The organism is Chryseobacterium sp. FW101-FHT12H09, assembly GCF_058790395.1.
The window spans coordinates 609,434-629,143 of record NZ_JBYTCP010000001.1 but is presented as its reverse complement, the minus strand read 5'-3'; the positions used below and the strand labels follow the sequence as shown (position 1 = coordinate 629,143).

At 33.9% G+C, this 19,710-nt stretch carries 20 protein-coding genes and 1 pseudogene; 11 read left to right on the top strand and 10 right to left on the bottom strand.

The window, feature by feature from the left end; genetic code table 11:
- The first annotated feature begins 16 nt into the window (after nt 1-16).
- The 6 genes and pseudogenes from AC3WRL_RS02785 to AC3WRL_RS02760 all read left to right on the top strand — a co-directional run bounded on the left by AC3WRL_RS02785 (nt 17) and on the right by AC3WRL_RS02760 (nt 3,807).
- Nucleotides 17-247, top strand: coding sequence for a hypothetical protein (locus AC3WRL_RS02785; RefSeq protein WP_492329675.1), 231 nt, complete (start codon nt 17-19; stop codon nt 245-247).
- Nucleotides 213-626: a hypothetical protein gene (locus tag AC3WRL_RS02780; RefSeq protein WP_492329674.1), complete on the top strand. Its 414-nt coding sequence runs from the start codon at nt 213-215 to the stop codon at nt 624-626. The genes AC3WRL_RS02785 and AC3WRL_RS02780 overlap by 35 nt, the downstream gene beginning before the upstream one ends.
- 53 nt (nt 627-679) lie before the next feature.
- Nucleotides 680-865, top strand: a pseudogene (locus tag AC3WRL_RS02775) (RHS repeat-associated core domain-containing protein); the annotation flags it as partial.
- Between the two features lie 683 nt (nt 866-1,548).
- Nucleotides 1,549-2,088, top strand: coding sequence for a hypothetical protein (locus AC3WRL_RS02770; protein ID WP_492329673.1), 540 nt, complete (start codon nt 1,549-1,551; stop codon nt 2,086-2,088).
- Nucleotides 2,089-2,540: 452 nt separating this feature from the next.
- Nucleotides 2,541-2,900 (top strand): hypothetical protein, encoded by a 360-nt coding sequence (locus AC3WRL_RS02765; protein WP_214826496.1) that lies wholly within the window; start codon nt 2,541-2,543, stop codon nt 2,898-2,900.
- A gap of 517 nt (nt 2,901-3,417) precedes the next feature.
- Nucleotides 3,418-3,807, top strand: coding sequence for a hypothetical protein (locus tag AC3WRL_RS02760; protein ID WP_492329672.1), 390 nt, complete (start codon nt 3,418-3,420; stop codon nt 3,805-3,807).
- A gap of 490 nt (nt 3,808-4,297) precedes the next feature.
- On the opposite strand, the gene AC3WRL_RS02755 is transcribed toward AC3WRL_RS02760, so the two are convergent.
- From AC3WRL_RS02755 to AC3WRL_RS02745, 3 genes are all read right to left on the bottom strand, one after another.
- Entirely contained in the window at nt 4,298-4,837 is a 540-nt protein-coding gene (locus AC3WRL_RS02755) for a DUF6705 family protein (RefSeq protein ID WP_492329671.1), read from the bottom strand.
- A 14-nt stretch (nt 4,838-4,851) separates the two neighbouring features.
- Nucleotides 4,852-6,144 (bottom strand): hypothetical protein, encoded by a 1,293-nt coding sequence (locus AC3WRL_RS02750; protein WP_492329670.1) that lies wholly within the window; start codon nt 6,142-6,144, stop codon nt 4,852-4,854.
- Between the two features lie 296 nt (nt 6,145-6,440).
- Entirely contained in the window at nt 6,441-6,836 is a 396-nt protein-coding gene (locus tag AC3WRL_RS02745) for a hypothetical protein (RefSeq protein ID WP_492329669.1), read from the bottom strand.
- Nucleotides 6,837-7,117: 281 nt separating this feature from the next.
- Here AC3WRL_RS02745 and AC3WRL_RS02740 point away from each other — a divergent pair, with 281 nt between their 5' ends.
- Both AC3WRL_RS02740 and AC3WRL_RS02735 read left to right on the top strand, forming a co-directional pair.
- Nucleotides 7,118-7,711, top strand: a complete 594-nt coding sequence (locus AC3WRL_RS02740) for a helix-turn-helix domain-containing protein (RefSeq protein ID WP_492329668.1) — start codon at nt 7,118-7,120, stop codon at nt 7,709-7,711.
- Nucleotides 7,712-7,960: 249 nt separating this feature from the next.
- On the top strand, nt 7,961-8,497 hold the full coding sequence (locus tag AC3WRL_RS02735; protein ID WP_492329667.1) for a hypothetical protein: 537 nt from the start codon (nt 7,961-7,963) through the stop codon (nt 8,495-8,497).
- Nucleotides 8,498-8,633: 136 nt separating this feature from the next.
- Here the strand turns inward: AC3WRL_RS02735 and AC3WRL_RS02730 are convergent, their stop codons facing one another.
- The 7 genes from AC3WRL_RS02730 to tsaE all read right to left on the bottom strand — a co-directional run bounded on the left by AC3WRL_RS02730 (nt 8,634) and on the right by tsaE (nt 15,037).
- A complete protein-coding gene (locus tag AC3WRL_RS02730) occupies nt 8,634-10,913 on the bottom strand; it encodes a cation:proton antiporter (protein ID WP_214826461.1) in 2,280 nt (759 codons plus the stop codon).
- A gap of 99 nt (nt 10,914-11,012) precedes the next feature.
- Nucleotides 11,013-11,402, bottom strand: coding sequence for a hypothetical protein (locus tag AC3WRL_RS02725; protein ID WP_492329666.1), 390 nt, complete (start codon nt 11,400-11,402; stop codon nt 11,013-11,015).
- A 108-nt stretch (nt 11,403-11,510) separates the two neighbouring features.
- Complete coding sequence (locus AC3WRL_RS02720) at nt 11,511-12,221, bottom strand: LytR/AlgR family response regulator transcription factor (protein ID WP_492329665.1); 711 nt, start codon at nt 12,219-12,221, stop codon at nt 11,511-11,513.
- Complete coding sequence (locus AC3WRL_RS02715; protein WP_214826458.1) at nt 12,199-12,969, bottom strand: histidine kinase; 771 nt, start codon at nt 12,967-12,969, stop codon at nt 12,199-12,201. Before AC3WRL_RS02715 ends, AC3WRL_RS02720 begins: the two co-directional genes overlap by 23 nt.
- Before the next feature lie 25 nt (nt 12,970-12,994).
- On the bottom strand, nt 12,995-13,366 hold the full coding sequence (locus AC3WRL_RS02710; RefSeq protein WP_261511332.1) for a hypothetical protein: 372 nt from the start codon (nt 13,364-13,366) through the stop codon (nt 12,995-12,997).
- Nucleotides 13,366-14,559: an alanine dehydrogenase gene (locus AC3WRL_RS02705; RefSeq protein WP_214826454.1), complete on the bottom strand. Its 1,194-nt coding sequence runs from the start codon at nt 14,557-14,559 to the stop codon at nt 13,366-13,368. Before AC3WRL_RS02705 ends, AC3WRL_RS02710 begins: the two co-directional genes overlap by 1 nt.
- 70 nt (nt 14,560-14,629) lie before the next feature.
- Nucleotides 14,630-15,037, bottom strand: coding sequence for a tRNA (adenosine(37)-N6)-threonylcarbamoyltransferase complex ATPase subunit type 1 TsaE (gene tsaE / locus AC3WRL_RS02700; RefSeq protein WP_492329664.1), 408 nt, complete (start codon nt 15,035-15,037; stop codon nt 14,630-14,632).
- Between the two features lie 195 nt (nt 15,038-15,232).
- On the opposite strand from tsaE, the gene dnaG reads away from it, so the two are divergent.
- From dnaG to AC3WRL_RS02685, 3 genes are all read left to right on the top strand, one after another.
- Nucleotides 15,233-17,215: a DNA primase gene (gene dnaG / locus AC3WRL_RS02695; RefSeq protein WP_214826450.1), complete on the top strand. Its 1,983-nt coding sequence runs from the start codon at nt 15,233-15,235 to the stop codon at nt 17,213-17,215.
- Between the two features lie 119 nt (nt 17,216-17,334).
- Entirely contained in the window at nt 17,335-18,021 is a 687-nt protein-coding gene (gene clpP, locus AC3WRL_RS02690) for an ATP-dependent Clp endopeptidase proteolytic subunit ClpP (RefSeq protein ID WP_214826448.1), read from the top strand.
- A gap of 369 nt (nt 18,022-18,390) precedes the next feature.
- A complete protein-coding gene (locus AC3WRL_RS02685) occupies nt 18,391-19,656 on the top strand; it encodes an esterase-like activity of phytase family protein (protein ID WP_492329663.1) in 1,266 nt (421 codons plus the stop codon).
- Nucleotides 19,657-19,710 lie beyond the last annotated feature (54 nt).

Here is a 19,710-nt window from a genome sequence, read left to right as displayed (position 1 = left end):
GCCAGCGTGGGAACATATGAAAAATACTAAAAAAGATAAAGATAACAAATATGACAGTAAAGAAGAAGAAAGAGCAATCACTAAGGGTAAGCAGGAAACAGCTGAAAAATTAGGATTGGTAAAAAAAGGACAAAAAACACGAACTAATCATAATGGAACTGATTATGATGCTAGTCATGTAAATCAACAAAATACTGAAAAAAAGAAAGAAGATGATGCATCTAAAAAGAAAAGTAGTTCAAATTAAAATTTCTTTAATTTTAATTCTGTTTGCAAATATATTATCAGGGCAAAAACTTAATACAATCTATATAGTTGATTCTTCTGTAAGTGTTTCAAGATCTGTTTCTTGTGATAATTTCGAATCTAGCTTTGTGGATATAGTAAATAAAATTGAGCTTAAAAAACAAAAAGTAAAAAAAATTTTTAATATCCTAAAATCACTACCCAAATTAGAAAAAAAACCTTTTGTTGATGTACGGTATAAAGGAGTTATTCAAAGTAAATCTGATACATTATCGTTTTGCGGTGACCAAGGTTCTATAAATATAAATGGAATTTTTTATGAGTCAACTCCTATCTTGAATAAGTATTTTAACAATTTAATAAGACGTAAAAATAAATAGTGATTTTTTTGTGTAGCAAATATTGGAGTAACCTTGCAGATTGCGAGGTTACTTACAATTACAAGTACAATGGTAAGGAGCTGCAAGAGACGGGAATGTATGATTATGGCGCTAGGATGTATATGGCTGATATTGGAAGATGGGGTGTTGTGGATCCGTTGGCGGAAACCTCTCGTCGTTGGTCGCCTTATACCTATGCTTTTAATAATCCTATCCGTTTTATAGATCCTGATGGAATGCAAAATAAGGATATAACATTTGGGAAAAGTATTTCAGTAGATACACAAAATAAAATTGTAGGTGATTTAGAGAAAGAAACTGGTTTAACTTTATCTGTTGGAGATGATGGGAAATTAAGTTATAAAGAATCTGCTGATGCAGGAGGAAGTAAAACAGCTCGCGATATGCTGAAAGGAGCTATTGATAACCATAGAACAGATTATCAGGTTAATTCTGATAACACAAAAAGTACATCAATTGATACTGTAGGTTCTCGTGGAGAAACAATTGATGGGGTTTATGGAGCAACCATAACATATGATTTAAATATTAATACTAATCAAATTGATAAATTTGTTGCAGGAACTAGCGAGGCTCTAAATCCACTAACTATGGGATATGGCATATCTACTTTACATGAAATAAGTCATAAATATAATAACTTGGAAGATCAAAATGTAATTTATGGTTCAGCTGGTCCGAATGAAAAAGTTGTTAATACTATTAGAAGAGAGCTAGATGCTTCTGGGCAATTTAACTTGCCATTTGGCCAAAGAAATTCATATAGTCCAATGGATGTCTTATATAAAGGAAAGGTGAATAATTTTACACCTTTTGAAAGAGAGCCTGCTGTTATGGATGGTAATTTTAATAAAATTAATATAAAGAAAAATTTATTTATGCTAACACCAAAAACTAAATAATGAAATATTTAATAATCATTTTATTCTTATGCTTTAATCTTTTAACATATGGACAATGTGTATGTGAGAGATATGAAAAAGGGATTGAATATATAAAACAAGATTTTAAAAATAAAGGGACGGAAAAGTATTATGAAGATATTTTAAATTCTGGAGCTTATGGAATATCAATTTATGAGAGTATTTTTCCATTATATAAGTCTGATAGTTATTTTAGTTGGTTAAATATTGAAAAAACTAAACCGATGAAAAAAAGTAACTGCTTATCTAAATTAAATAAAAAATATTGGGGTAAATCATGGAAATCATCGGATTACTATAAAAGCCAAAATGTTTTTACTAAGGATAAATTTAAAGGACCTTCCCATATAGCATTTTTTAATGAATTCAAAAATGATTCTTTAAGAGTTGATGTTATATCAAATTCGCGTGAAGGGTTAAAATATTGTGGCAGTATTAATAAATACTTATTGATTTTTGATAAAAAAAATAATATCAAAGAAACCAAAACCTGGACTGATCATTACGAGTGTCTGTAAATCCCCAGCTGGCGTGAGCGTCACGCTCGTGTTCGAATAAAGATTAACAATCTATAAATAAATCCGGGAAGGTATACTTTCTCGGATTTTTATTAGCTATGTTTTTAGAATTATACAAATACTATTTCTTTAGAATTAAGTAATATTAAAGGTTTTTGAACAAAAATTAAATTACACCCATCAGAATCCTATTGAACGTGGTTTTGTAACAGAGCCTTATGCATGGAAATATAGTAGTGCAAGAAATTACTATAATGATGATCAGGAAATTTTGGAAATAGAGTTAAATTTGTAATTAATGAATAGGCAACGAGCGTGACGCTCGCGCCAGCGTGGAGAAATTCTACTAATACAGATTTGATCAATGCCTATCCTCATAACACAGCTGGTCTGACTGGCTTGCCTAGCACTTATACTATTAAAAATGATTTTCCAAATTTAAAAACCAAGTAATGAAAAAATTAAAAATATATTATTGTTTATTATTCATAATAAGTTCTTGTATTGCAAAGAAAGATGTATATGGTAATTATCAATATAAAGGAGTTTCGTATGGATTCTCAAAAGAATATAATCTCTTAATAAAAAAAGATAGTTTTAGTATGTCATACAAATCGCAGGATGCTTCTCCAAAATGTATAGGGAAGTGGAACATTTTTCAAGATACTCTATACTTAAGATGTAATAAAGAAAAATTAGTCACTAATATGTTATCTAGAGGATATATGAATCAAAGAGATTATAAGCTTAAGATTATTGGAAGTAAAAGACTTAAAATGTTAAAAGAAAATATTATTTTAAGCAAAAAATAATTCCGCTGTGCAAAGTCTATTACTTTGATTGAATAAACAACAAACCCACTCCCTGAGGTTTTGTTGTTTATCTAAAAGCCTGTTTAGTTTTAAAATTTTGGATATAGGTATCAATAACATTAAAGAGAATACTTCTGTATCAGGATCCATTTTTTGGATATCGTTAATGCGCCCCTAGTTGGCGCGAGCATCTCGCTCGTGTACGAATAAAGTAGGTTGACAACTCATAAATAGATCCGAGAAAGCAAAATTTCTTGGATCTTTCATTATATTTTCGTTTAAATTTGTAATTAATGAATGGGCAACGAGCGTGACGCTCGCGCCAGCGTGGGGGGGTTCCAGATCAAGAAGAAGAATATACAACAACAAATTTAGGGAATCAAATGAATGTGAAACTTGGGGAAGATAAAAGAACTAATTATGGAATAATACCTTATATGGTAGAAAGTGTCACATCAACAAAAATTAAACCGCCTTCAACTCCAAAATAATCATGAAAATTAAATATTTATTACTAATGTTGTTGATTGTTGCTACATCGTGCAGTAATCAAGGGATTGCATTATTTTATTATAATGGCACGGCTAATAATGGCAAATATGTCTTAGGTTCTGATTTGAAATATTTCTTTCTAAAGGATAATGACATAACGAAAACTCTTATTGAAAGTAAAGGGATTAGTAAAGAATTTTCAAAAATTAAAGAAGAAATTATTGCAAAAAATAATATTGTCATTCCTGATGATAGCTATTATGTATTTGCATTTCTTACCAAGAAAGATACATTGTTTGCAGATAACAGATTAGAATTTTGGAGATATAAAGATAAAGGCATTTCATATAAGTTGAATGATTCTTCAAAAAAAGTCATATTGAAGCATTATAAGCTGAATCCTAACCAACAATAATACATTTCCTCGCTCCCGCACGATTTTATCGTGTAGCAGAAAATAAAAAAACCACTGCAATTTTGCAGTGGTTTTCCCCTCAGCTGGCGCGAGCGTCTCGCTCGTGTCCGAATAAAGTAGGTTGACAACTCATAAATAGATCCGAGAAAGCAAAATTTCTCGGATCTTTCATTATATCTTCGTTTAAATTGTAATATGTGAATGGGTAATGAGCGTGACGCTCATGCTAGCAAAAAAACTTATAAAGTTCATACAGAAAATAAAGGACGAAAGTATGAAAAAACAAAATTTTTGAAGCTGCTCAGTGAGAATCTTAATTAGGTATTTGAAAATGAGATAGAATAATTCTGTCTCCAATATTTACTAGAATAAATATCAATAGGAGCATATTCACGTAAGAGCTTAAGAGACAAAAGATGGATTCTAATTTTAGAATCCATCTTTTGCAGTTTTAATCTTCAAATACTTTTAAGTTCTTAGCTTGATGTTTTTATTGCTTTGTCAAAATAAAATCTTGAGGGATTAAAATTGCAGGATCATAACCCTGACCCGGCACGCTGACTTGCATCCCTGTTCTATTTTCAACTTTTACAAGTCTGATGTGTGTTGCATCGATGAATTCTATTACAGAGTTAATTGACTTTCTTTTTGATATATGTTTTATTCCTAAATCCAGAAGATTGGAATTTTCAGATGACCCCATTGTAAAAAGAGTATTGTTATGCGCAGAATAATTGTCATTAACATGTGACATGGAGCTTTCTAAAATAGCATTGTTCTTATTCTTTAATTCATGGTATCCATATAAAACATCTCCATGCAAATTTATGTTGATGGGTATTTGGATATTTTCTTTTCTAAGTACAATGGTTAGAGTCTTAACCCCTGATTCTCCTTGCCAGGTCCCAACAAATTTATCCAAATTGTTATTGGTTAGATTGTCTCCGTCATGTGGTATATTCTGAGCCTGACAATTGAATGACAGAAAGGATATTAGTATTATCAAGCAGGTTTTAATTATATTTTTCATAGATATTAAAATTTTTAGTTACAATTTTTGGCAGAAACAGTTCCATTGTCATTTTGCTGTAATACGCTCCAGTTATTAAATGTTGAGTCACCCTTCATCACTTTTAAACCTGTTTTATAGTGATCCAGATACTTAACAAAAGAAATTTCATTATTTGTAACGGTATTGTTTGGTCTGATGCCGAAAGAATTAAACATCATTTCATAGGACGTTAGTGCATCATTGCTATAAGAATCTCCTGTAAATAGCCCATTAGCAAATGTCTCAAATTTAGTAATGTCATCAATAACCATTAAATACTGTGTTCCTGAAGAAGTTACCACTCCAAAAACAAATGTATCCACATTTTTAATTTTACCCTTTTTATAGACTTTAGCCAGTGCAAATAGATCTGCTACGGAAAATACTGACAAAAGGCCCTGATAATGCGAATGGATTATTCCATCAATCGGTGCGTCAACACTGAAATTTAACTGCGGATTTGAATAATCTCCATGAATTTCTGTTTCTTCAATACCAGCCCCATTATCAGTAAGTAAATACCCGTTTTCAACCGACGTGCTTGTTGTCTTGCCTTTTAGGATTGAAAACAAATTCTTTGTTTTGTCGTTTTTTCCAATTTCCTGTATCTTATCACAAGGTTTTTTCTGTAAGTCTTCTGGTATCTCACCCCCACCTGGATAATCATAGCCGCCATCATCACTGCCGCCACCTTCACATGATCCATCCGGAAGCACTACTCCCAAACACGTTTCATAATCCGCAGGTTCATTTACGCATTCAGTAATATTGTGTGAGCCCCAATAACCAGGGCCATCTGGATTACTTTCACTATCAGGGTACCACATTGACTCTGTTCTAGTATGACATACAAGCTTTCCTGCTTGGGTCACCCCGTTGCTGGTTGCTTTTTTTCTATTGGAGGAAATTAAATCTTGAAAAAAACTAATATCTTCTCTTGAATTCGTGTAAATAAAATATACTTTTTTACCGTGTCTGGGTACCTTAAGAACAGAAATTACTTTTCCGCCTTCTACCACAGGTGCCATTAGGTATCTTTCATCAAAATAATCCATGGTCATTGAATAGTCCCAAAATGGGGTGCCATTTGTCTTTTTTATTTTAGCTTCATTTTTTTGATAAATGTCCATGACATTCTTAATGTATTTTTCATCTTCTTTCCAGAGGCTTTTGTTCGTGTAAGTGTTTGACTCGGATTTTACTCCCATATCATCATGAATACATGAGGATAAACTTAGAAAAAATAATAAAAGCAGCATAAGCTGCCAGCTTGTTTGTTTTTGCATCGGTTACTTAGTTTTTTACTGTTAATGTTGCATAATTAATAATATATCAATGTAATAAGTTAATTATAAATTTGTATTAATTCATTTGAAGTAGTGGTAAAATGAGGCTTACACCTATACTACACCTTCTTAAGCTCTTTATCAGTAGGCATCAAATAGTGTTAGGGTATCAGTTTCTATAAAATATTTAACAAGGTTGGGTTTGGGAGGTTCTATGATTAATTACAAAAAGTAAAGTATAGATGAACTCTTCATGAGTTTAAGTGCACTTTTTAAATACAAGTGATTTTGATAGATTAACATTTCGCATTGAGCTCATTAAAAAAGTCTTCAAACTCTTGAAGGTTTTCTTTATTGATCATTGATTTTGTAATTCTTAATATTTTACGTGGGGTTCGGTATATATATTGATCCACATAAAAGCTTACCCATAATATATCTTTAATATTGGTTTTATTTTTGGAAATGTTATTGATGATAATTTCTTCATTCGTGATTTCTATGTATTGGTTACTTAAGTATTTATTCTCATAGACATACGATGCAATAAGTAACAAAATCAAAAGTGTGCTGGCTATAAAGTACCAATAGGCATTTATCTTATATAAAAAAAAATACATGCCTAAGTTGATGCAAAAAATTTCTGCTAATAGTTTAGGTGCTAATTTTTGGTATTTATAATAGATTTTCATCGGGTAATTTTATCTAACAATGTGTGTTTTGCTTATTTCAAAAATACAAAATTGTTTTAATTAAAAAGCATTTATTTTAATAATAATATATTATTTTAATTTATTCACAACTAGGAATAGATATATTATTGATTTATTTATATTTTATATAGTTTTTAGTTGTTAATAATTTAATGTTGTGTTTATTTAGGGTAAAATAGTTTAACAGTTGCTCTACTGTAAAGACAACTGAAGTATATGGTAAAGAGATGGAGATTGTCAGTAATATACGATCAAGAGTTATGATTAAAAAATTTAATGCTCAGGATAAAAACAAGTCGTTTTTAGATTTTGCATCGCGGTTTGATAATCTTATAACAGTTAAAAATGGAGATAGTATCTGGCTCATAAATGGTAATAGCAAGGCGACTTTGCTATTGATAGAAGTTCGTCTTTCAGTAGGGAGAAAAAGAAAGATAAAACGACAAACCACAATTTTCTTTATATTTGTACAAAGCACATTTAAGATCACTATGGAAAAGCTAAAAAGTCTAAGAAAGCAAAGAGGATATACTCAGGAATACATGTCGAACATCTTATCAACAGATGTTTCTAATTACTGCAGAAAGGAAAATGGAGATGTGAAAATATATGATGATGAATGGGAAAAACTGGCTAAAGCTTTAGAAGTTCCAGTGGAAGAAATTAAGGAAGAAAGAACTCCTGCCGTAGTGCAGAATAATGACAACTTTAGTGATAATGCTGCAGGGATAAATTACAATTACTATAACGTTCCCAATCAGATCATGGATAACCTACAGGATTATATTAAAATGCTGAAAGAACAGGTTGAATTTCTGAAACAGGAATTGGAGAAATCGAGATCTGAAAAATAATTTGTTATTAAAATAACTGATCATAAAACAAATGCTGCTTCATCATGGAGTGGTATTTTTTGTTAACTATATTAATGTGTTTTAATTATAGCAAAATAAATCGATTCAAAAATTTTCCTCAATTTATTGCTCGGAATAATAAAACGTAAAGTTGGTAACAGTTCAAGAAGTCTTTAACCTCATTAAAGAAGAAAGAAAATTTCTAGGCAATTACGGATATTAAAAAAGCAACGTAAAAAACAAATAATTATGAAATATTCAATCTTTTTTTTACTGATTTTACTAATGAGTTCCTGTGCTTCATATGTAGATATATCAACGAACAGTATACATAACGACAGTATGATATTTGAGTATGGTAATAAAGAAAATAAGTTTAGGTATACAAGTAAGGTAAATGCTTCCACAGATAATGAAATATATTATACAACTAATTTTTCAATAATTTTACCCAAAGGGATAATAAATTGGACAATGAATAATAATAATTTTTTCTTTGAATATGATAATAAGCAAATCATATACATATATTCTGCTTATAAAAATGAAGGAAATGAATCTGATAATTGGAAATTATCAGAAGTTGAGTTAGGTGAATTGAAAAATTATTTAAGCGATTACTGGGATAAGAGAGGGTATAAAGAAAAATATCTATTGAAAGAGCACGTTGGAAGAATATCCAAAGTTTATACAAATAGGAAATATAAAATATTGCTTTATAATATAAAAAGTGAAAGATTCTCTATATTTATTCAGAGCGCAAAAACATTTACTACAAATTTATAAATATTAAGAAACAATCTCGTTTTAGAGCAATTCCTCTACGTCACTAAGCAGTCTATCATAACCAAACAAAAAAGACCAGCTTTCAAAGGCTGGTCTTTTAATACCTGTATTCTCATACAGGTAACGATCAAACAAATTATGGATTAGATATAATAAGAGCTGAAGGAATATCGGATAACCAGATACTTTTGGTATCAATCAATCCTTTCCAGCTTTTACTGCTGATGAGCATAAGATCCTGGGAATTTAAAAATTCTTTTTCGATCTTTTTCTCGTTATATAAAGTGATGTGATTGGGTGCAACCTGTTCGATGCTTCTGATGAGTTCTTTCACTTCAATATTATTGCGGATCTGTCCTGCTACATCCAGAATAATGATCTGTGAATTGTTATTGTTGATCAGTCTTTTAGCATATTCCAATAAATAGAAATCGCTAAGGTTGAAGATCGGAACAAATACTTTATCAGCGCTTTTGAAATCTTTTTCTACAAGGACACCGACTGGAATGTTGGTCTTGTCTAAAATCTGTAAAGTAAAATCGTCAAAAGGAGAGTTGTTGAAAATATAGCCTTTTCCTTTTACGGTATTCAATAACTTTTCAGGGTTAATGATTTTCGTTGTGAAACCTAATAACCTGCCCAATAAACTTCCTTCGTACATCGATTTCCCAAGCATGATCAGAAGAAGGTCATAATTGCCTTTGTTGGAGATGCTGGTAAGGTCATTTTCAATATCTGTAGAAGCTTTGAAAAGGGTAGTTACTTCCAATTTCAGGTCATGGGAGGTTTCTATGACATTTTTAAACTGTTCATTCTCATATTCATTGATCTCATAAGCGTGCATTTCTTCCACCGGAGCGATATTCATTGCGGTAATACTTTTGTTACCATTCATTTTATTGGTGAAATCGTGGGCAAGCTTCAGTAAAGTACTTCCTGATTCAGGATTATCGAAAGAGAGTAAAACACGATACTTGGAATCATTATGCTCCTGAGGTATTACTTCATCTTTTTTAGATTTAAAAACATAATTGATGAAATCCAATGCCGGACCAGTCATAAAAGTGGTAAATAATGCCATAATGACTAGCATAGCGAAGATCTCAGGACCTAATACCCCAAGGTCATATCCAATGTTCAGGACGATTAATTCCATCAATCCTCTGGTGTTCATTAATGCCCCGATCGTTAAACTTTCCTTCCAGTTGATGCCGAGGAATTTAGCAGCCAATGCACTTCCTGCAAACTTACCGGCAACGGCAATCAGAATAATAAATCCTGCAGTCATCCAAAGGTGACCATCGTTTAATAATCCTATTTGCGTACGAAGTCCCGTAAATACAAAGAATAAAGGCAGTAAAAGAACCAAAGCAACATCTTCTACTTTATCGATAAACATCGTACGGAATTTAGCATTTTCAGGCATGATCGCTCCCGCCATAAATGCTCCGAATAAAGCATGGATTCCAATAACTTCCGTCACATAGGCAGAAAGGATAAGGGTTAAAAAGAAGATGGCAACCATCGGCTTATTGATGGTGTTTTTACCGGCCTGTAAATCTCCTATCCTTTTAAGGAAAGGTCTTACGATTTTGATCATGAAAAATACATATCCGATCGCCATTAAGATCACATAGATGGAACTGGCAAAAGAACCAGCTTTTACAATTGCGATCACTGCGGCAAGGATACACCATGCGGTAATATCATCGGCTGCAGCACAGGTAATAACGATGGTTCCCAGTTTTGTTTTCTGAAGGTTTCTCTCCTGAACGATCCTTGCCAATACCGGAAAGGCCGTTATACTCATCGAAATAGCAATGAATAAGGCAAAAGAGGTAAACTGAATACCATCCGGAGCGAACTCCTGATAGATATAATAGGAAAGACCGATACCCAATGCAAACGGAATAATGATACTCGCATGACTGATCACAACAGCATCGTGAGCCTTTTTTCTCAGAACGCTAAGGTCAAGTTCCATTCCAACGATATACATAAACAGGATCAATCCGATCTGACTTAAAAACTGTAAGTTACCCAATGATTCTTTTGGGAAAAGGAAACCTGAAAAATCAGGAAAATACATTCCCAGTAATGAGGGGCCTAAAACAATACCTGCAATCATTTCTCCGATTACGGTAGGTTGTTTTATTTTCATACAGATCCATCCGAATAATCTGGCTACCAGGATAATGGTAACGATCTGAGCCAGCAGAAGGGCTAATGGATGATGAAGATTTGTTTTAAAGGCTTCTACAAAGTTATCCCAGGTAGATCCTGTATTGGTTTTTACAACAAGGTTTTCTTTTACCTCCAATGTCTGTCCTTCAATAATGAAGTAGTACATCAGGCAAGAGAAAACAGCAATCGTGGTTGCATAAAAAATTATATTTCTGTATTTCCCCCAATTCATAGTACCGTTATTTTAGTGTAAATTTCTAAAGAATATATGGATAGTAGATATTTTTTTTCGCAAAATGTAATAAATGCCATAAATAATGTAATGAAAAATCTATTTTAAAGAATATCCTAAGCCCATGCCCACTTTCCAGCTTCCATTTTGTGTGGAGGTCTTGGTGTTATAATACACAGGAATCTGAAGGGCTATTTTTTTATAGACAAAGGTAAGACCTGCTCCAAGATTGGGAGTGATCAAATTGTTTTTTGTGCCTTCTGACTTGTCTTCTTTTATTCTCAGGGATGGAAGCATTCCCAGGATAAATTTTGTGTTGCGCCAGGTAACATTGATATTAGGCCCTGTAAAGTTGATGAATGCCCCATGATCTACATATCCTGCTACTGCCACTCCGTCAAAAAATGCTGCTTTAACTTTAGGAGCAGATTCCTGAGAAAAGCAAAAGCCGGATATGAGAATTCCACATGCATAAAGAAGTCTTTTCATTATCAAATCATTTAATCAGATGCAAAAATACATCGACAAAACGTTTTAAATAGGGACTTGTAATGAAACGGCTGAATTCTGCAGTGAAAACCAAATTCTTTGAAAGATCTACTTTCCAAACATTTCCATTAAAGAATTTTTGTAGGTATCTCCAATTTGTAGCTTAAGGAAATTATCGTCTTCTGTTTGCATCGTTGTAATAATTTCGTTGGTTGAAAATACTTTTATGGCAGACAGTGCAATGATCTCTTTTTTGTTAACCTGGGCAAAACCTTTAGGGGGAAGCATTTCCAGGAGATTTTTGAAATTAAGGTTTTTCAAAACGATATTCGTACCGTCATTGAGGACAATATCCTTATCGCGGCTGTCAATCTCGGACGTTTTGATATAAGCGATCTGTTCCGTGAAAATAATGGTTTTCCCAATATTGGTATTCCATTCGATAAAGTCTTTTTTCTGTGGAGAGGCAACCAGTTCTTTTGCTTTTTCAAAAGCCTGTATCAGCCTTTCTTTTTTGATCGGTTTCCGTACATAGTCCACCACATTAAGGTCAAAGGCTTCAGCAGCATATTCCTTATAAGCAGTGGTAAAAATGATTTTTTTTGAATCAGAGATGAGTTCCGCTACCTGAAGACCTGTCATTCCAGGCATTTCAATATCTAAGATGCAAACATTGCAATCGATGGAGTTGATTTCACTGAGAAAGATCTTAGGGTCGTTGAACGCCTTTACGACCTCTACATTATCGATCTGTTCGCATAGAAGTTTTAAATAACTTATTGCCAGCAATTCATCATCAAGAATAACGCATTTTATCATAGAATTCTCCTAAATTGATTTGTAATTCTGCGGTGAAGATACCGTTTTTTGAACTTTTATGAAGCTGATAGTGGGTATTGTAAATCATTTTCAATCTCTGATCTAAAGACTGACTTCCAAAACCGCTTTTTTCTTTTTCTAAAACCGTTTTCAGGGAAGCTTTATTGCTTACCTTCATTGTATAGATACCATCTTGAAGCTCCAATTGAATGGATATAAATGAATCCTGAGCTAAGAAATCGGTGTGTTTAAAAGCGTTTTCAATAAGATCAACAGAAATGAGCGGGGCAAAAACCTTCTCCTCAAAAATACGATCCGATTTATCGATTTTAGATTTAATTCTAAAGTCAAAAAGAGGGTTGATTTTGATCTTATTGATTTCAATAAGGCTTAATGCAAAAGTGAGCTCTTCCTTCGGGCTTACAAATTTGTTGTTGCTTTCATATAAAATATAATCCAGGACGTTCGCCAACTTGTCCAGAGACATGTAGGTCTGATAAGCATGTGACTGAACTGAATTAAGGATGTTTTTAAACAGGTGCGGATTAAGCTTGGTGCCGATATGTTCCAGCTGGACCTCATTTAACCGTTGTTCGATTAATTTATTGGTTTCAGAAAGTTTGGTATTCCGCTGTTTGTATTTTTTATTCTGACCAAACAGATAAATGCTTACCGTAAGAAAAAAGAAAATGGCAAAAACTCCAATGAATATCAGATAATCATGAATCATATAGTAGTTGCCGTCCATTACCGTTTTCTTTGAATATAAATGTTTATTTCAATTTTTTCAGGCCGTTCAACATAAGGGTTTCCTCACATTTTTCGTACTCTATTTCGTAGGTAGGATTCGTTTCAGGATAAACCAAAATATAGCTCGGACAAGGTTTCTTCTGAGCGTGGCTTCTATCAAAATCCACCTTTCCTTTAGTGATGATGCTGTCTTTTAAAAACTTTTCATCAATCTTATAGGTTTTCATTTCAGTGGTGAAACTTTCAGAATACTTAAAATCCTTTGAAAGTGATTCAGCGATCACACGGCTGTTGGGTAGATAACCTGTACAGCTTGCGCCTTTCTTGTTTAAAATAAAAAATACAATGATAAGCCCCGGAATAAGGCCTACTAAATAGAACTTCAGTTTTTTCATTAGAAAATTAAAAGATTGATATCATGATAAGTAAGTCCGAAACGGTCGCAGATAATTTTTTTGGTGTGTCTTCCTTTATACATATAAAGACTCTGCTTCATTTCATTTTTGCGGATCAGCATGTTTTCGAAACCACCTTCTTCGTCGTAATTTAAAATATAAGACAGGAAGAAATTAGAAATAGCCTTTGTCGTTGTTCTGGGCATTTTTGAAGTCAGGTTAGGAAGTCCGCAATGGATAACACCATGTTTGATAATATAAGGCTCTTCCATAGTAGTAAGCTCTGATGTTTCGATTACTTTACCATTATCAATCGTAATATCAATGATCACACTCCCTTTTTTCATTTTCATCACCATATCTTCGGTAACGATAGGCTGCATATTTAATCTTGGAAGCGCTCCGATCACTACATCGGCACGTCTTAATGCTTTACCAAGTTCTTTAGGATCGATAATAGAGGTCGGAACTCTGCTGTCAACTATCGTGTGAAGTCTTCGTAATTTTGAAAGTGAGTTGTCAAAAACCCTTACACTTGCTCCAAGTCCGATGGCAGCTTTTGTAGCAAATTCACCTACGATTCCTGCACCAAGAATAAGAACCTCTGAAGGTCGCACCCCAGTAATTCCACCTAACATTAATCCATTGGACAATGCCAGTAATTCTGAAGCATATAATATAGAAACAGTTCCGGCAATTTCACCTACCAATCGTACCAAAGCAAGCTGTTTATATTCATCAATGATAAACTCGAAAGCTATAGCATTGATTTTTTTCTCAGCCAGTTTTAAGAAATATTCTTTTTCTCTTAAATTAATCTGAAGAGCAGAAACCAGATAGGTATTAGGCTTCATAAAATCAATTTCCTCCTCTGTAGGTGGATTGATTTTTAAAATTAAATCCTGTCCGAAAGCTTCTTTAGGATCCGTAGTGATCTTTGCCCCTGATTCAGAATACTGTAAATCTGTAAAAAAAGAACCTTCTCCGGCTCCGGCCTCAATGATGATCTCATGACCGTGATCTACCAATACCTGTACTGCATCTGGTGTTATACAGGTTCTTCTTTCGTGAAGACACGTTTCTTTAGGAATACCAATGCTAAATTGTTTGCCCTTTTTTATAACTTCCAATTTTTCCTCTTTCGGCATTAATTCTTCTTCAGTAAAAGGAGTGAAAATATTTGTAGTACTCATTCTTTACATTAATTATGTCTTACAGATAATTGTTTTACAATGAAATTTAGTAAGCAAAGATACATAATATTTACTCGAATGTAATTTCTCTGTTTTCTCCGGTATTCAGAATGCTCATACTATGATATTTTAAACCATACAGCTCTTCTTCATACACTTCAGGCCATTCTATAATACATAAAAAAGCATTGTCAAGATATTCTTCAATACCAATATCGTAAACCTCTTCAATATTTTTTAACCGGTAAAGATCGAAGTGATATACCTTACCTTTCGGTGTATTGTATTCATTAACGATAGAGTAAGTAGGGGAGTTAACCTCATCCTCACTTCCCAGGTTTTTAAGCAAAAACTGAGTGAACGTTGTTTTTCCGGCTCCCAGATTTCCTTTTAAAAGAAAGATGTTATGCTGCAACTGAGGGACGATCTTCTCGACAATGCCCTGCCAGTCTTCGAGACTTTTTATATGAAATTCCATGAAAGTAATTTGTTGCAAAAATAGGAATTTTTGGATTGTTTAGATGTGATAGAATGACAGCGTTTTAAGGTTTGAAAGCAGTAGATAATAATGGAAAGTTAATGACAGGGTTTAAAGATTGAATTTCGATTAAACTAAGTCTAACATCTAACTTCTGATACCTAACATCTACTTAAATTTCCTTATTTTTACATCATGATTTCCAAACAGACCATAGATAAGATATTTTCCACGATCAGGGTAGAAGAGATTGTAGGAGAATATGTGCAGTTGAAGAGGGCAGGGTCGAATTACAAGGGGCTCAGTCCCTTTCATGAAGAAAAATCTCCCAGTTTTGTCGTTTCTCCCAGTAAGCAGATCTGGAAAGATTTCTCAACCGGAAAAGGAGGAACTGCGATTTCTTTCCTTATGGAAATCGAAAACTTTACCTATCCTGAAGCACTTCGCCATGCAGCAAAGAAATATGGAATTGAAATTGAAGAAGATCAGCGGGAGTTTTCTGAAGAAGCTAAAAATGCACAGTCTGAAAGAGACCTGCTGTATAAAATTCATGAAGTTGCGAATGATTATTTTCAGAATTTTCTTTGGGAAGCTGAAGAAGGTAAATCAATTGGTTTTGCCTATTTTAAAGAGCGTGAGCTAAAGGATGATATCATCAAGAAATTCCAGCTTGGATATTCTCCGGAACAGAAAAATGCTTTTACAGCGTATGCTTTAGAAAAAGGATATGCTAAAGATATTTTAGAGAAATCAGGACTTTCAATTTTCCCTGAAAATGCTCCGAATGGTATTGACCGCTTTCGTGAAAGAGTAATTTTTCCTATTCATAGTTTTTCAGGCCGGGTACTGGGTTTTGGAGCAAGAATTCTTAAGAATAATGTTAAAACAGCCAAGTACCTCAACTCTCCGGAAACCGAGATCTATCACAAATCAAATGTTCTTTATGGTTTAAATCAAAGTAAACAGGCGATTTCCAGAAAAAATATCTGTCTTCTGGTAGAAGGATATATGGACGTGATCTCACTTCATATGTCGGGGATTGAAAATGTCGTGGCGAGCTCAGGAACTTCTTTGACGACGGAACAGATCAAACTGATCAAAAGGCTTACAGAAAATGTAACCATCCTTTTCGACGGAGATAACGCAGGGATTAAAGCCAGTTTCCGAAGCATCGATATGTTGCTTACGGAAGGAATGAATATTCGTGTGTTGTTATTCCCGGAAGGGGATGACCCCGATTCTTTTGCCAGAAAGCATCCGCAGGATTATGTGGAAAAGTTCATCGAGAATGAAGCGATGGATTTTATTGATTTTAAAGCTGAAATACTTTTAAAAGAAGCAGGAAACGATCCCATTAAAAAGGCTGAAGCAATCAGGAATATTGTAAAATCAGTAGGATTTGTTCAGAATGCTCTTAAAAGAGAAGTTTATTTAAAAGAGGTTTCCAATAAGTTCGGACTTTCTGAACAGAGTTTATTTAATGAGCTGGATGTTCAGCGTCAGATCACTCAGAATCAAACCCAGCACGTTCAGCAACAGAAGGAACATACTCCCATAAAGATGGATCTTGTGCCTCTTGATGAAGACAAAGGTGATCCCTTTTTATATGATGTCCTGTTTATGGAAAGTAAACTTGTTGATCATATGCTGATGTTTGGCGATATTGTTTTAAAACGAACTGATGACAAGGATCAGGAGTACCAGATTACAGTGATTGAAGAGATTCTTCATCATTTTGAGGAAGAACAATATGAGTTTTTAGTGAAGGGAAATGAAATCATCATTAATCAGGTAAGAGAGGGGATTCAGCAGGATGAGCTTAGAAGCGGAAACTTTTTTGTAACTTTTATGAACGAAGAAATTACGGCTAAGGTTGTAGATGCATTGATTCCTTTAGATGAGCTTGAAGATTGGGCCTCCAGAAATATTTTTCCACCCAATTATGGTGATAAAGTGGCAGAGCAGATCAAAGGAGACGTGTTATTACATAAATACAGATATATCGATTATCTGATCAAAGAAACAGCAAAGGAACTTGATCAGCATAGTGGCACTGATGAAGAGAAATATTTTGAGTTGATTAAAAAGATCACCTTACTGAAACAGGCTTCAATGAAACTCAGCGATATGATCGAGTATTCACCTATTAAAGGTATTTATAGAGACCGAAAGAAGTAATATTCAGACAAACTGTAGATGGATAGATGAGGTATTCCTGACAAAAAGTCCTATAAAATTTTAGGAATAAAAGTTGTAATTTAAACTTTAGAAAAATTTAAAATAATACCAATAGAAATATGGACATTAAAAAAGAATTCAGAGATTTCTCTGTAAAGCATTTAGGAAACAGCGGTTTGGTTACCGATCAGTATATGGGAATGTATGGTCCAACAAATCTTACACCTTATATTATGGAAGAGAGAAGATTAAACGTTGCTCAGATGGACGTTTTCTCTCGTTTGATGATGGACAGAATTATTTTCCTGGGAACTGGAATTGATGATCAGGTGGCTAACATCGTAACAGCACAGCTTTTATTCTTAGAAAGCGCTGATCCTTCAAAAGACATTCAGATCTACATCAACTCTCCTGGTGGTAGTGTATATGCCGGTTTAGGTATTTATGATACCATGCAGATCATTAAACCTGATGTAGCAACGATCTGTACAGGTATTGCTGCTTCAATGGGAGCTGTATTATTGGTTGCAGGAGAAAAAGGAAAGCGTTCTGCTCTTAAACACTCAAGAGTAATGATCCACCAGCCTTCAGGTGGCGCACAAGGTGTTGCTTCTGATATGGAGATCAACTTAAGAGAAATGTTGAAATTAAAGCAAGAGCTTTATGACATCATTGCCGAACATTCAGGACAAACGTATGAGTGGGTTGAAAAATCTTCTGACAGAGATTACTGGATGACTTCTGAAGAAGCTAAAAACTTCGGAATGGTAGATGAGGTTTTACAAAGATCTAAAGAGAAGAAATAATTTTCTTTAAAATACTAATGAAAGCGTGCCAATAGGTGCGCTTTTCTTTTTTAGGGTTTCAATTTACTGAGAGATATTCGATTTACCGTCAGTTCGAGTGTTTTTCGTAATACAGGATGTAATCCTGCGAACGTAGTTCAGGAGAAAAATATATCGAGAACATTATTCTACTCAAACCACCAAAGCCACAAAAGTTTTTAGAATCTTCTATTTTCACTGCAGAATACTGCATAAGAAGTATATACATAAGTTTCTAAAAAATCTTTGATTTCAAGACAAGGAAATTAAGCAATATTTAAAATACAATTATCATTCAATTCAAGATAAGTTTACACTTGCTGTTTACATTCGCAACCATAAAAAGTAAACATGAAAAAACTTCTTCTTTCATCTCTTATCCTTGGTGCTTTATGGTCTTGCAATGATAGTGACGATATTGTAAGCAATCAGGATATCAATTATTCTAAACTACCTCAGGAATTTCCTTTTACCACAGTAGCTACGGTAAATGGAGTAGCGGTTATTAACGGCGGTTTTGGTTCTGGTGCCACAGCCCACCCAACCAGAAAAGGAGAATTTTATGTGATTACGGATCGTGGTCCCAATACAGCCTATTTGGATGGGATAAAATTTCTGATTCCCAACTTTACACCAACAATAATGCATTTTAAGATCAATGCTGAAGGAAATATTGAGGTTATTAAATACATCAAACTTAAGAATCCTTCCGGGCAGCCTATCACCGGGCTTCCAAATCCTCAGGGAATGGGAAGTACAGGTGAAATTGCTTATGGTGTTAATGGTAATGTTTTAGGGACGGATAATTATGGATTAGACAGTGAAAGTATTGTGGCTGCGCCTGATGGTACATTCTGGGTTTCTGATGAATATGGTCCTCACATTGTGCATTACAATGCAGATGGTGTTGAAATGGAGCGAATCAGCCCGATCGGAGTGAATACAGGAAACAGAAAACTGCCTGCCGTATTTGCAAAAAGAAGACCCAACAGAGGGATGGAAGGCATGTGTATGACACCAGACGGAAAAATGTTGGTGGGCACTATGCAGTCAACGATGTATGTTCCTACAAAAGTTTTAGCGACCAATACTACTTTAACGAGAATCGTAACGTTTGATCTTGCAACGGGACAGACAAAACAATACTTATACAAACAGGATGGCGGAGCTTCTGATTCTGTATGCGACATTACAGCAATTAGCAATACTGAGTTTCTAGTCATCGAAAGAGATGGAAAATTTGGATCACAGGGCGGGTTGAAAAAAGTATACAAGATTAATCTGACAGGTGCATCAGATGTTAACGGACCTGATCTTGCAGCTGTTGATGGATTGAAAATTAATGGAAAAGCTCTAGAACAGTCAACGTGGGCTGAGATTGCATCTGCTGGATTGCAACCTGTTTCTAAAGCACTGGCGGTAGACCTGGTTACAAAAATAGGTTATGAACATGATAAATTTGAGGGAATAGTTTATTTGGGAGGAAACAAGCTTGCTGTTTTCAATGATGATGATTTCGGTGTTACCGATGATGGAAACGGAAATCCAAAAGCTAAGATTCTACCAAAAACAGGAAAAGTAGATAAAGGAACGATGTATGTTGTCGATATTCAATAATTAGATTTTTTAAAAAAGAAAAGCGGCGGAATGAAATTCCGCCGCTTTTTATTT

Coding starts and splice junctions, on each gene's coding strand:
- AC3WRL_RS02750 (WP_492329670.1), bottom strand. CDS start 6,144: ATGCAAAAACAAACAAGCTGGCAGCTTATGCTGCTTTTATTATTTTTT.
- AC3WRL_RS02715 (WP_214826458.1), bottom strand. CDS start 12,969: ATGGACGGCAACTACTATATGATTCATGATTATCTGATATTCATTGGA.
- tsaE (WP_492329664.1), bottom strand. CDS start 15,037: ATGGAATTTCATATAAAAAGTCTCGAAGACTGGCAGGGCATTGTCGAG.
- AC3WRL_RS02760 (WP_492329672.1), top strand. CDS start 3,418: ATGTTGTTGATTGTTGCTACATCGTGCAGTAATCAAGGGATTGCATTA.
- dnaG (WP_214826450.1), top strand. CDS start 15,233: ATGATTTCCAAACAGACCATAGATAAGATATTTTCCACGATCAGGGTA.
- AC3WRL_RS02725 (WP_492329666.1), bottom strand. CDS start 11,402: ATGAAAAGACTTCTTTATGCATGTGGAATTCTCATATCCGGCTTTTGC.
- AC3WRL_RS02745 (WP_492329669.1), bottom strand. CDS start 6,836: ATGAAAATCTATTATAAATACCAAAAATTAGCACCTAAACTATTAGCA.
- AC3WRL_RS02740 (WP_492329668.1), top strand. CDS start 7,118: ATGATTAAAAAATTTAATGCTCAGGATAAAAACAAGTCGTTTTTAGAT.
- AC3WRL_RS02730 (WP_214826461.1), bottom strand. CDS start 10,913: ATGAATTGGGGGAAATACAGAAATATAATTTTTTATGCAACCACGATT.
- AC3WRL_RS02735 (WP_492329667.1), top strand. CDS start 7,961: ATGAAATATTCAATCTTTTTTTTACTGATTTTACTAATGAGTTCCTGT.
- AC3WRL_RS02765 (WP_214826496.1), top strand. CDS start 2,541: ATGAAAAAATTAAAAATATATTATTGTTTATTATTCATAATAAGTTCT.
- AC3WRL_RS02720 (WP_492329665.1), bottom strand. CDS start 12,221: ATGATAAAATGCGTTATTCTTGATGATGAATTGCTGGCAATAAGTTAT.
- clpP (WP_214826448.1), top strand. CDS start 17,335: ATGGACATTAAAAAAGAATTCAGAGATTTCTCTGTAAAGCATTTAGGA.
- AC3WRL_RS02705 (WP_214826454.1), bottom strand. CDS start 14,559: ATGAGTACTACAAATATTTTCACTCCTTTTACTGAAGAAGAATTAATG.
- AC3WRL_RS02780 (WP_492329674.1), top strand. CDS start 213: ATGATGCATCTAAAAAGAAAAGTAGTTCAAATTAAAATTTCTTTAATT.
- AC3WRL_RS02770 (WP_492329673.1), top strand. CDS start 1,549: ATGAAATATTTAATAATCATTTTATTCTTATGCTTTAATCTTTTAACA.
- AC3WRL_RS02685 (WP_492329663.1), top strand. CDS start 18,391: ATGAAAAAACTTCTTCTTTCATCTCTTATCCTTGGTGCTTTATGGTCT.
- AC3WRL_RS02755 (WP_492329671.1), bottom strand. CDS start 4,837: ATGAAAAATATAATTAAAACCTGCTTGATAATACTAATATCCTTTCTG.
- AC3WRL_RS02785 (WP_492329675.1), top strand. CDS start 17: ATGAAAAATACTAAAAAAGATAAAGATAACAAATATGACAGTAAAGAA.
- AC3WRL_RS02710 (WP_261511332.1), bottom strand. CDS start 13,366: ATGAAAAAACTGAAGTTCTATTTAGTAGGCCTTATTCCGGGGCTTATC.